11 protein-coding genes are annotated in these 11,173 nt (G+C 54.9%); 8 read left to right on the top strand and 3 right to left on the bottom strand.

What is annotated here, in order from left to right; all coding sequences use genetic code 11:
• The first annotated feature begins 392 nt into the window (after positions 1 to 392).
• The 3 genes from ACMHXE_RS09300 to mog all read left to right on the top strand — a co-directional run bounded on the left by ACMHXE_RS09300 (position 393) and on the right by mog (position 2,371).
• Positions 393 to 908 (top strand): NlpC/P60 family protein, encoded by a 516-nt coding sequence (locus ACMHXE_RS09300; protein WP_101057397.1) that lies wholly within the window; start codon positions 393 to 395, stop codon positions 906 to 908.
• A gap of 16 nt (positions 909 to 924) precedes the next feature.
• Positions 925 to 1,764, top strand: a complete 840-nt coding sequence (locus ACMHXE_RS09295) for a hypothetical protein (protein WP_189577825.1) — start codon at positions 925 to 927, stop codon at positions 1,762 to 1,764.
• Between the two features lie 73 nt (positions 1,765 to 1,837).
• Positions 1,838 to 2,371 (top strand): molybdopterin adenylyltransferase, encoded by a 534-nt coding sequence (mog, locus tag ACMHXE_RS09290; protein ID WP_025009110.1) that lies wholly within the window; start codon positions 1,838 to 1,840, stop codon positions 2,369 to 2,371.
• 130 nt (positions 2,372 to 2,501) lie between these two features.
• Here mog and ACMHXE_RS09285 read toward each other — a convergent pair whose 3' ends face one another.
• Genes ACMHXE_RS09285 through ACMHXE_RS09275 form a run of 3 tightly spaced genes read right to left on the bottom strand, consistent with a single transcriptional unit; the run spans position 2,502 to position 5,856 of the window.
• A complete protein-coding gene (locus ACMHXE_RS09285; RefSeq protein WP_373296866.1) occupies positions 2,502 to 3,638 on the bottom strand; it encodes an ABC transporter permease in 1,137 nt (378 codons plus the stop codon).
• The gene (locus tag ACMHXE_RS09280; RefSeq protein ID WP_028780402.1) at positions 3,635 to 4,369 is read right to left on the bottom strand and encodes an ATP-binding cassette domain-containing protein; all 735 of its coding nucleotides are present in this window, start codon (positions 4,367 to 4,369) and stop codon (positions 3,635 to 3,637) included. Before ACMHXE_RS09280 ends, ACMHXE_RS09285 begins: the two co-directional genes overlap by 4 nt.
• Complete coding sequence (locus ACMHXE_RS09275) at positions 4,366 to 5,856, bottom strand: alpha/beta hydrolase (protein ID WP_413732068.1); 1,491 nt, start codon at positions 5,854 to 5,856, stop codon at positions 4,366 to 4,368. Before ACMHXE_RS09275 ends, ACMHXE_RS09280 begins: the two co-directional genes overlap by 4 nt.
• 83 nt (positions 5,857 to 5,939) lie before the next feature.
• On the opposite strand from ACMHXE_RS09275, the gene ACMHXE_RS09270 reads away from it, so the two are divergent.
• From ACMHXE_RS09270 to ACMHXE_RS09250, 5 genes are all read left to right on the top strand, one after another.
• Positions 5,940 to 6,323 (top strand): GntR family transcriptional regulator, encoded by a 384-nt coding sequence (locus ACMHXE_RS09270; protein WP_101057393.1) that lies wholly within the window; start codon positions 5,940 to 5,942, stop codon positions 6,321 to 6,323.
• Between the two features lie 11 nt (positions 6,324 to 6,334).
• Positions 6,335 to 7,186: an ABC transporter ATP-binding protein gene (locus ACMHXE_RS09265; RefSeq protein ID WP_286996539.1), complete on the top strand. Its 852-nt coding sequence runs from the start codon at positions 6,335 to 6,337 to the stop codon at positions 7,184 to 7,186.
• Positions 7,183 to 8,415 (top strand): hypothetical protein, encoded by a 1,233-nt coding sequence (locus ACMHXE_RS09260; protein ID WP_101057391.1) that lies wholly within the window; start codon positions 7,183 to 7,185, stop codon positions 8,413 to 8,415. The genes ACMHXE_RS09265 and ACMHXE_RS09260 overlap by 4 nt, the downstream gene beginning before the upstream one ends.
• A 137-nt stretch (positions 8,416 to 8,552) precedes the next feature.
• A complete protein-coding gene (locus tag ACMHXE_RS09255; RefSeq protein ID WP_413732066.1) occupies positions 8,553 to 10,346 on the top strand; it encodes an AMP-dependent synthetase/ligase in 1,794 nt (597 codons plus the stop codon).
• A gap of 341 nt (positions 10,347 to 10,687) precedes the next feature.
• A complete protein-coding gene (locus ACMHXE_RS09250; protein ID WP_413732065.1) occupies positions 10,688 to 11,086 on the top strand; it encodes an acyl-CoA thioesterase in 399 nt (132 codons plus the stop codon).
• The last annotated feature ends 87 nt before the right edge of the window (positions 11,087 to 11,173 follow it).

Below are 11,173 nucleotides of genomic sequence, written 5' to 3'. Positions count from 1 at the left end.
TCAACTGGCGACGGGCGGTGGTCATAACCAACCTCGACTGAGCTTTGATGGGTATTTCAAAGCCTAGTCAAGGCTGGGCGAAACATCAAAAAGATTTGGCTGTCCTGTCTTTTCTAAAGCCTAGTCAAAGCTGTGCTAAACATCAAAAAGATATGGCTGTCCTGTCTTTTCTTTCGTCTTTTCTTTTTAAAAAGATATGGCTGTCCTGTCTTTTCTTTTTTTCTTGTCGCTGTGACTCTTTGGCATGCCGGTTTAAATGAAAACCTCTTAGCTCAATTGAAATATCTGCTTTATTGGCCGAGGAAAACTCAATGTTAACCACAGATTTTTGCAAATAGCGGCGGCTTATTGCACATTAGGGGTTCTTCAATGGCATCTGAGTTGGAAAGAGCATGCAGCTGTGGCAGATATTGGCGACATTCCTGTTGTTGGGCGCCCTGAGTGGCTGTTCCGGTCGTCCCGATCCTGTTTCCGCTCCGGCTACTGTGGCTAGGCCCCAAGACGGCACTGAGTCTGAAGCCAAGCGCTCTGAGCAAGCGCCCCTGTCACAGCAGCGGCTGCTGACGATGCAGCGAGAATGGCATGGGGTTCCCTATCGTTTGGGAGGCATGAGCAAGCGAGGTGTCGACTGTTCGGGCTTTGTCAGCCTGACTTACCGGCGATTGAGCGACATCATGCTGCCGCGCACAGTGGAGGAACAGCGCAAGCTGGGGTTCGCGGTCAAGAAAAGCCAGCTCAAGGTGGGCGATCTTCTGTTCTTCAAGACTGGCTGGAGTAGCCGCCATGTGGGGATCTATATAGGCAACAATGAGTTTATGCACGCCTCTACCAGTCAGGGGGTGATGATCTCATCGCTGGATAACAGCTACTGGAAGCAAAAGTATTGGCAGGCCAGGCGCCTGCTCTAGTGTCGGGAGAAGGGAAATGGATAGCCTGTTACTCGCCAAAATAGCGACCGCCATCATAGCCGTGGTGGGCCTGTCGCTGGTGGCCGAGCGGGTCAGCCCCAGAGTGGCGGGTATTTTGTCCGGCTATCCGCTTGGTACGGCTATCGCGCTGTTTTTTATCGGCATTGAATTGGGTGAGCCCTTTGCTGCCGCCAGTGCCACCGCGGCCTTGTCCGGTTTTATCGCTTCGTTGCTGCTGATTTGTGGTTATGCCCTGGGTATTCGTCTCGGCGGCGAGCGGCCACTGCCGTTAGTGGCACTGCTGGGATCAGGGCTGGGATTGCTGGCCTTTGGCCTCAGTGGCTATCTTCTGAGTCTGTTGAATCTTAATCTCCTCGGCGGAAGCCTGGCGCTGCTGCTGGCGATTGTGCTTGTGGGTTTGGTGCTTGCCAAAATACCGGATGCCACAGTAGCCAAGCCCGTTCGCCTCAGCCCACTGGTATTGCTGCTTAGGGCTGCGGCAGCCGCCATAATAGTGCTGTTGGTCACGGCGGCGGCCAAACTGCTGACGCCGGCTCAGGCCGGTATTCTGGCCGCTTTCCCCATTACGCTTTATCCGTTTTTGTTGATCATTCATCTGGCCTATGGTGCGCCGCAGGCGCAAACCATTATCAAGCATTATCCCAGAGGCCTGGGGTCACTCATGTGTTATGTGATTGCGGTGAGCTGGCTCTATCCGCGGCTCGGCATTGCCTGGGGAACTGTGCTGGCGTTTGTGGTGGCGACCCTGTATCTGCTGGTATTGAGCGCCTGGCATAGGCTGAGAACCAAGCCTCTTGAGACTCCCGCCCCCGAGACGACAAAATGCTCCCGCTGATGGGGGCAGGAAAGCCTAATTGTGGTATGTTAGGCGCCACTGCAACACAAGCATTTTTGCCAAGGGGAACAGCATGGCCAAAGCCAAAATCGGGATAGTAACCGTTAGTGACCGTGCCAGCGCCGGAGTCTATGAAGACATTTCCGGTAAGGCGATCATAGAGACTCTCAATGCTTATCTCACCAGTGAGTGGGAAAGTGTTTATGAAGTGATCCCGGACGAGAGGGCGGTGATTGAAGCCACCCTCAAGCGGATGGCCGATGAAGACGGCTGTTGTCTGGTGGTGACCACTGGGGGAACAGGGCCGGCCAAGCGCGATGTTACGCCCGAGGCGACCGAAGCCGTGTGCGACCGTATGATGCCTGGCTTTGGCGAGCTGATGCGCGCCGAGTCACTCAAGTTTGTTCCAACGGCGATTCTGTCACGGCAAACCGCCGGGCTGAGAGACGACACCCTGATAGTCAACTTACCGGGTAAGCCCAAGTCGATTCGTGAGTGCCTGGATGCGGTATTCCCGGCGATTCCTTACTGCATCGATTTGATGGAAGGCCCCTTCCTCGAATGCGACGAGACAGTGATCAAGCCGTTTCGTCCCAAGGCGAAATAAGCGCCACCCAGGTTTTTATCCTGCCGATACCCTTGGGTTTCGGGGGGCGGGTTTCGGGGTTTCGTCAATCGAAAGGCAAGCCAACATTGAATCTCGGCTTGCCTTTTCTTTTGCGGCCTTGGGGTTTGGATCAGAGGCCGAACACCACCTTTTCGCTCTTGAGGGAGCGCTCCAGCCCCAGCACCAGGGCTGCGGCTATAGCCAACGTCAGCAAGCTGGATACCAACAGCTGCAGCAGCGGCAACTCCTTACCCTTGATAAAGGCCATCAATGCCTGTTGCTGCCCCGAAACCGGCAACCACTGCAAGGTGTCCGGCGCTATGTCGTAACTGGCGGTCATTGCCAGGGCCAAGGGCACGAACAGCACTATGGTCAGATAGGACTGGGCTTCCTTGAAGGTCTTGGCCAGGAAGGACACAAACAGTTGCATGCTGGCGGCCAGCAGGGCGACCGGCAAGCCTATCAACAGCATCAGGGCAATAAACTCGGCGCTGATACTGATGCTGAAGCCGAGCTCCTGCCAGGGCACCATGGGATAGGCAAACTTGGAGATCAGCAAAATCAGCATCAAGCCCAGCATGGCAAACACAGTTACCGCCAGCAGTTTGGAGATAACCAATTGCCCCGGGGTGACAGGGTGACTCAGCAGTAGCGCCAATGAGTTGCGTTCACGTTCGCCGGCACTGGTATCTATCGCCAGATTCATCCCGGAAATAAATACCGAGTAGATCATGGTGAAGATGGCGATTCCGAGGATCATTCCGCCCTTGGAGTCTGGCGTGGCCTGATCCTGCAATTGCACCTTAATCGGCTGCATTATCCTGGGGTCTATGCCGCGGGCCAGTAGGCGCAGGCTGCCCATTTCGGAGGAATAACCTTGCAGTGCCCGCTCCAGACGGCGAATCGATTTCTGCAGCTTTTCATCCGAGTTGTCGGCTATCAGGATCACCTCGGCCCTTTCGCCTTTGGCCATCTGCGCCCGATATTGCTCGCTTATCTGCAGTATCAGAGCGCCTGCCTGCTCGCCGCTGTCCTGATTGATCCCCTTCTGGCCGAGATAGCGCACCAGATCCGGCGCCTGTTCGGCGTTGTCTATGCGAATTTGCAGATCATCCGGGCTGGAGAGCTGACCAATCAGCACCACAAACAGACCGCACATGATCAGCGGCGTGCCTATGGCATAGTAGAGACCGGCCATTACAGAGCGCTTGTCGCGGGCGGCATCCAGCAGTTCCTTGCGAACCAGTGTCAAGAGTCGACTCATCATGCGGCTATCCCCTCATCCGTGCCTATCAGTTGTATAAAGGCATCTTCCAATGACTCCTTACCGGTTTGACGGCATAGATCGGCCGGGCTGCCAACGGCTACCACGCGTCCCTGGGTCATGACAATCACCTTGTCACATAGGGCTGCGACCTCCTGCATCACATGGCTGGAGAACAGCACACAGTGGCCCTGGCGTTTGAGATCCAACAGCAGCTCCCGCAGTACCCGGGTACTCATTACATCCAGCCCGCGGGTGGGTTCGTCGAGAATAATATTGGTCGGTTGATGCACTATGGCCTGAGCCAGTGCCGTCTTCATCCGCTGCCCCTGGGAAAAGCCCTTGCAGTGGCGGTCGGCAATATCGTCCATCTTGAGTTTGCCGAGCACATCGGCGGTTGCCTGCTTGGCGGCCTTACTTGGCATGCCGCTGAGTTCAGCGAAGAAACGAATATATTCCCTCGGGCTCAGGCGTTCATAGAGGCCGAAGGGATCCGGAAACAACCCCAGTTGCTGCTTGGCCGCCAGAGGATTGCGGCCGACATCTATGCCGTCGACTTCGGCTATGCCTTCGTCCGGTTTCAGCAGGCCAAATACAGTGCGCAGGCAGGTGGTCTTGCCGGCGCCGTTGGGGCCGAGCAGGCCGGTAATCATGCCGTCTTCGGCGCTGAAACTCAGGCCATCCAGGGCTTGAACCTTGCCGATGCGCTTACTCAGATTGGTCACCTTGATCATTTTGTTCCTCCTGGAATGGCTTCCACTGTGCTGGCGTTGAGATAGAAACTGCGACGCACATCTTTGTTGAGACACTCGCCATCCAACTTGTCCGGCGCCGTGCCCTTGACCATCTCGGCGATCAGCTCATTGGCGCAGGACTGGGCGGCAACACCATGGGTGGCATAGGGGGAGATCAAGTGTCTGGCGTTGCTCAACTGGGCCATGGCCAGCTCGCCCCAGGAAGGCGGCGTGGCGGGGTCCTTGGCTCCGGAAAGCAGCAGGGTGGGGATATCGCTGGTTATCGGCTCGGCAAAGGTGGCCGCCGCGGCCGGGACATTCCAGATAGGGCAGCTTCTGTCCAGGCTGCTGAGCATCTCTTTGCCTATGACGCTGGCCTCGGCCTGCTGGCGCTCGGCGGCGGTCAATCTGGGCCAGTCTTCACCGCAAACCACGGCGGCGTGCATGCCCATGGCGATACCTGTGCTATCGACACTGAGAGCCATTAATCCCAGCAGGGGTTGGTATTCCTCCATGGCCGCCCGGTGGATGGCGTAGGGCAGCAAGGCTCTGACCGAGGGGCTGTAGAGCGCCATTCTCAGGCTGCCGAGCAACTTGCTACGGGTCAGGGTCAGCATGGCGATATCGCCGGTTACCGGATGAGGCACCTTCTTCATCACCGCATGTTGCCCCAGGCGCTCGGCCAGCTGGTTCAGTTCCTGACGCAGCTGTGGGTAGGTTTGAGCGCACAAAGCGTCCTGCTCACAATCGCTCAGCAGCAGATCCTGGGCTCGGCCAATGGCGGCACCTATGGCCAGCACGCTCTGCTGCATAGGCACGACGCCATCCAGGGTCACTGTCTTGAGTGCCTCGGGATAGTGGCGCATATAGAGCTGGGCCATGCGGCTGCCGTAGGAGATGCCATAAAGGTGCAGTTTCTGATAACCCAGATGCCGGCGAACCGCTTCGAAGTCGTGCAATGCTTGCTCGCTGCCGTATTGGCTGATATCGGCATCCAACTTGCTCAGGCAGTTACGGGTTTCCTGTTCGACATCGAGTGCTTCGTCGTTATAGGCCAAGGTTTGTTCCAGATCCAACGCTGCACATTCAAGGGCGTTGGACTGGCCGGTGCCGCGCTGATCTATCAGCAATATGTCCCGGTTTTGACGCACTTTGCTTAAGATCAGGTTGAAGGTGGCGGCATTTTCGATGGCCGACTGTCCCGGCCCACCTGAAATGGCCAATACGGCTTCATCGGGGGCGGTATTCTTGATGGCCGGCAAGACGGCATAGTGGATTGCCAACTGGCGGCCATCGGGCTGTTGCGGATCCTCCGCGACTCGAATTGTGCCACAACGCAGACGTTCAGATAGACCGTCGATATAACAGCCTGTGCTGTCGGAAGCTGTCTGTGCCTGACTCAGAGGCGTCCAACAGAGCCCCAGTGCCAACAACAGCATGCTGGTTACGGCAGGCCAGTATTGTTGGCCAAAGTTCCTTTGCTTCATGCTTGTGTCCCTTTTTGGTATTCCTGCCGGATTGTGTTAGTTTAATTACTGTATCAATGTATTAATACAGTGTTTCAAGGCTAATGTTAGAACTATTGCATGTCAACCCCAGCAGCGGCGACCCCATCTACCGCCAATTGAGCGAGCAGATTATTCATCTGATCGTCGGCGGTCAGTTGCCCGAGGAAACCGTATTGCCCTCGGTGCGGCAGATGGCTGAGCATCTGGCTGTAAACCCCATGACAGTTTCCAGGGCGGTGCAGCAGTTGGTGGAGCATGGATGGCTGGAGCGGCGACGCGGCCAGGCAACCCGGGTAGCCCAGCGCCAGGCTCATCAGGGTCTATCGGCCGAGGCCATAATAACGCCGCAGCTTGAAGACTTGTTGGCAACGGCGCAGCAGTTGGGGTTGTCGCAGCAGGGGCTGCAGCAGCTGATAGTCAAATATTGGCCCCAAACCAAGGAATAACAGGGAAAAGTATGGAACAGCCAGCCGGGTCATTATTGTGTTTCACTAAGGTCGACAAGAGCTTCGACGGCAAATCTGTGTTAACCGCGGTAGATCTGCAGTTGGAGCCAGGGATGGTGGTAGGGCTGCTTGGTGCCAATGGCGCCGGTAAATCGACCCTGATGCGTATTGCGCTTGGGATCATTCCCTGTGACAGTGGCCTGGTGACGACTCTGGGACAGGCGCCGCAGCAGCTGGATTCAGGCCATAAGCAGCGTTTGGGCTATGTGCCGCAGCAGCCCTTCGGTTATGAGGGGTTCAGTGTCGAGCGGGCGCTGGCCATGCACAGCAGTTTCTATCCTCAGTGGGACATGGAGTTGCAGCAACAATGGTTGCAGCGTTTCGGTCTGGATCTCAAAGCTCAGGTGCAACGGCTTTCAGGGGGACAACGTCAGTCTCTGGCGCTCATTATGGCAATGGCCTATCGACCCCAGTTGCTGGTGTTGGATGAGCCAGTGGCCAGTCTGGATCCCGTTGCCAGACGTCGTTTTATGGCTGATCTGTTCGAGCTGGCGTTGGAATCAGGTTCCGCTGTACTGTTTTCATCACATATCACTTCAGATCTGGAACGGGTCGCCAGTCATCTGGCATTGTTGAAAGCAGGGGAATTACTGCTGTTTAAGGAGATAGATGCGCTCAGGGAGGAGGTGCGTTTGCTGAAGTTCGCTGCAGACAGTGACATCCAGTTGCCTGAATCCATGCGGCTGTTGGCGACAACCCGTGCCGGCTGTGTGGTGGATGGTTATCGGGGGCAGGCCTTGCCCGGCATGATAGATGCCCGCCGCCTGAATCTGGAGCAGCTGTTTATGGAGCTGCATTCATGAGGCTGGCTTTTTTCCCTGCCTTATGGCTTAAAGATATCGGCAGTGTCAGCTTCCTGATAACGGCCGGACTGGGCTTGTTTTTGGCCCTGGTGATACAGTTGAGTGGGGATAGCGACAAGACCGGGATGTTCCAGGCAATGGCAATTCTCTCTGGATGTGCCGCCTTTGCCTGGCAATCCAATCGTCTGGCCGCCTGTGAATGGCTGGTATTGGTGCCGGGTTTTAAAAAGGCGCTACTGCTGCAGGCCACAGTGCTGGCGATACTGGTTCAGCTTATTTGTTTGGCGATTTCACCTGCGAATTTGGCTATTCAAGGTGTTGCCTGGAGCCTGGGGCTGGCGTTTGTACTGGCATGTTTGCGCTATCCGAAGTGTTTTTACTGGTCGGTACTGCTGTTCTTGGGTTTGCCAATCAGCGAGTCTATTGCCCGTCTGTTACCCGCCTGGAGCTGGTGGTTGGCAACGACAGTGTTATTGGTCATGCTCGCCAGACAGTTACGCTTGCTTTGCTGGCACCCACAGGCGCGTAGCATCTATCTCAATGGGCTGGAGGCGGGTTGGGTTTTAGGCCCAAGGCTGGGGATATGGCAGCCGCTGCTGAGGTTGGAAGCCTGGCTGCATCCGGTCAATTTTTTCATCGGCCCCACCTTGAGCTGGTTGCTGATCCTGCTGCCGGGCAGCAGTCTGCTGTTGATACTTGTTAATTTAGGTTGGCATAAACAATTGCCGGTGATTTATATCGCCGGCCAGTTAGCCATGCTCATATGCTCCCTGGTGCACTGGAGTCGGCTGCAACGCTGGCGAGGGGCTGAGTTATTGCTGTTGCTGCCTGGGCATACTGGTCTTGCTGGGTTGACGACCGCATTTGCCCGCGGTCAAACCCGATTGCTGGCGTTGTTGGGGCTGATGTTAACCTTGATCCTGATGTTGGATTGGTTCGTCGGCGAAACCCATGGCTTAGCTGGAGTGCACCAATTGCTGGCGGCTCTCTGGGGCTCGGCGCTGCTCCTGGCGCTGGGAAGTATCAGCCACCAGAAAGGCTATCTGGCTGGCGCCATGCTGCTGTTTATTGTCAATTCTACTTGGAGTTCCGGCCTGGCACGGGGGTTACAACAAGGTTCGGGCAGCGTTGTTTGGCTGAGCTTTGACCTGATTATGCTGGTATTGGCGCTAGTAGTGTTTCATCGTTGTAGCCATAGATTATGGCGTACAGGAGTCGTTGAACCTTGATACCACAACTGGTCTGATCTCTATGAGTGGAGCGTGATACTGTACGAAACTAGAGCAAAAGCTCTTATGTTTACTTGAACCATGGGGTAGAATCGCAAAAAGCGGAACAGCTGTAAGCTAAAAAGGTAAACTGAGTTATGTCTCTAGAGCAGTACAGAATCACCCATCTCTTGCGTCAGCAGCTTGAAGCGCGTGCAGAGGATATCGCCCTGGAAGGCTTCGAAGTGGCTGCGCCTTGGGATAAGGTCAGCTGGAATGAATTTAACCGCATCAGTGCTGCTATCGCCGGAATCCTGATTGCCAACGGCTTTGAAGTTCAGGATCGCGCCGTGATCCTGTCCCATAACTGCCCGCAGTGGACTTGCGCCGATGTCGGCGTCGTTCGTGCCCGTGGCGTTGTGGTGCCGGTTTACCCTACCTCCACCCTGAAGCAAGCTGCCTATATCATCAATGATGCCGGCGCCAAAGTCTTGTTTGTGGCCAATAAGGCTCAGTATCTGCTGGCCTGTCAGCTAGAAGCATTGTGTCCGACATTGGAACTAGTGGTGGTGTTTGACAAACATGTTACTTTGGAAAAACTGCATCATCATCATTTGGATGTATTGCTGAACCAAGTTGTGACCGAAGAAGCACGCACTGAATTGGTCGCCCGCGAACAGAATGCCACTCTGGATGATCTGCTGACTCTGATCTACACCTCAGGCACTACAGGCGATCCCAAGGGGGTAATGCTGGATCAGCGTAACTTCGCTTCAGCCATGCGCCAACATTTTCAGTTGATCCCCTTTGAAGCGGATCAGGTCTCCTTGGTCTTTCTGCCTCTGAGTCATGTTTATGAGCGTGGTTGGACCTTCTATGTACTCAGTCGTGGTGGCAGAAATGTCTATCTCACTGACACTCACAGGGTGAAAGAAGCTATTGCCGCCGTTCGTCCTCATACCTTGTGTGTGGTGCCCAGATTCCTGGAGAAGGTTTACAGCGCGGTACAGGATAAAGTGACCCGGGCCGGAAATGGCAGTCGCAAGTTATTTGCCTGGGCACTGGCTGTAGGCGAGCGCCAGTTTGAAGTGATGCAGGGCCGGGCTCAACCCAGTAAAAAATTGTCATTGCAGTGGTATCTCGCTGATAAGCTGGTTTATGGCAAGCTCAGAGCGGCTCTCGGCGGTCGTCTGCGGTTGATGCCTTGCGGTGGTGCCGCCCTGGATGCCAAGGTCGCGGCGTTTTTCTCAGCTATCAATCTGCCGGTGCTGTGTGGCTACGGCATGACAGAAACCACGGCAACTGTTACCTGTAATACATTGGAGAGCATAGTGACAGGCTCCAATGGCCGCTGTATGCCCGAAGTGGAAATTCGTCTCGGGGCCGAGAATGAGATTTTGGTTCGCGGCGATACCGTGATGCGTGGTTATTTTAACCGCCCCGAAGATACTGCCGATGCCTTCGAAGATGGTTGGCTCAAAACAGGGGATGCCGGCTACCTGGATGAACAGGGCAATCTGTTTATCACCGACAGGATCAAAGAGCTGATGAAGACTTCCAATGGCAAGTATATTGCGCCGCAGCGGGTCGAGGGCAAAGTAGGCTGCTGCCCTTTCATCGAACAGGTGGCGGTGATTGCCGATGCCCGTAACTATGTGACGGCGCTAATCGTTCCTGCCTTTGAAGCTCTGGAGGTTTGGGCCAGACAGAAGGGGATCCGTTATGAGTCGCCGCTGGAGTTGATACGTCATAGCCATGTGGTGGAGCATTTTGAAGAAAGGCTCAAACACCTGCAACAGGAGCTGGCGGGTTTTGAACAGATCAAGAAGTTTACCCTGTTACCTGAGGCCTTCTCTATGGAGGCGGGTTTAATCACCCCGACGCTCAAGCTCAGACGCAAGATGATCTATCACAAGTATTCCCGCGAAATTAACGCCATGTATGGTGGTTAAGTCCGAATAAGGCTGCTTAGGCAGCCTTTTTAATATCACGATTCTTTTAGGTTCAATCTTGGCTGTTGTAGTATTGGCGCCCAAGCTTGGCCTTGTTGCCAAGGTTATTTCTCAAGCAAGTAGTATATGGAAGGGCTATTCCAGTCGAGCAGGCTTACAGGCTTGTTTCTCCTGATTTTTTTATCGTTTTCTCTTGCCCCCGAAGACTTACGACCCAGGAGACACCTCAGCTGGATTACGGCGGCAGGCAAGATGGTTGAGCTATGTTCCATGAATGGTAAGCTGAGGTCTGCAAAGACAAGTGCGAGTTTTAATCAACAATAATAACAATAGGATACCCTATGGAAGCGTTAAGCCTGGATATTCAACCCAGATTCAATGAAACCGATGGCCTGGGCCATATCAATAACACTGTGCTGCCCGTGTGGTTTGAAGCCGCCAGAGAGCCTGTGTTCGAAATCTTCAACCCAGGTCTGGATCTGACTAACTGGAACCTGATAGTGGCCGGATTCACCATCGCCTTTAAGGCGCCCACCTATTACGGCAAGACAGTCAGGGTGTTGACCTCGGTCAGCCGCATAGGCAACAGTTCGTTCGAAGTATTGCAGCAGAGTTGGCAGGGAGAGCTGTTGACCGCCGAAGCCAAGACCACTCTGGTGCACTACGACTACAGTTGTGAGCAGAGTCGACCTATTCCTGATAAGATCCGTCAGCGTCTGCTGCCTTTGCTGCGGGAGTGAACCAGCACTTTTCGAGCTCAGCCACTATTGCCATTAGGCCAGCGTCTTCTACGTTGGCCTATTCTGGCTGCGGTATCGGTGAGGTGT

Source organism: Shewanella sp. BJSY2023SW007, from assembly GCF_047314525.1.
Classification (GTDB): domain Bacteria; phylum Pseudomonadota; class Gammaproteobacteria; order Enterobacterales; family Shewanellaceae; genus Shewanella; species Shewanella chilikensis.
The sequence above is the reverse complement of the archived record's forward strand: the minus strand, read 5'-3'. Positions and strand labels throughout refer to the sequence as shown.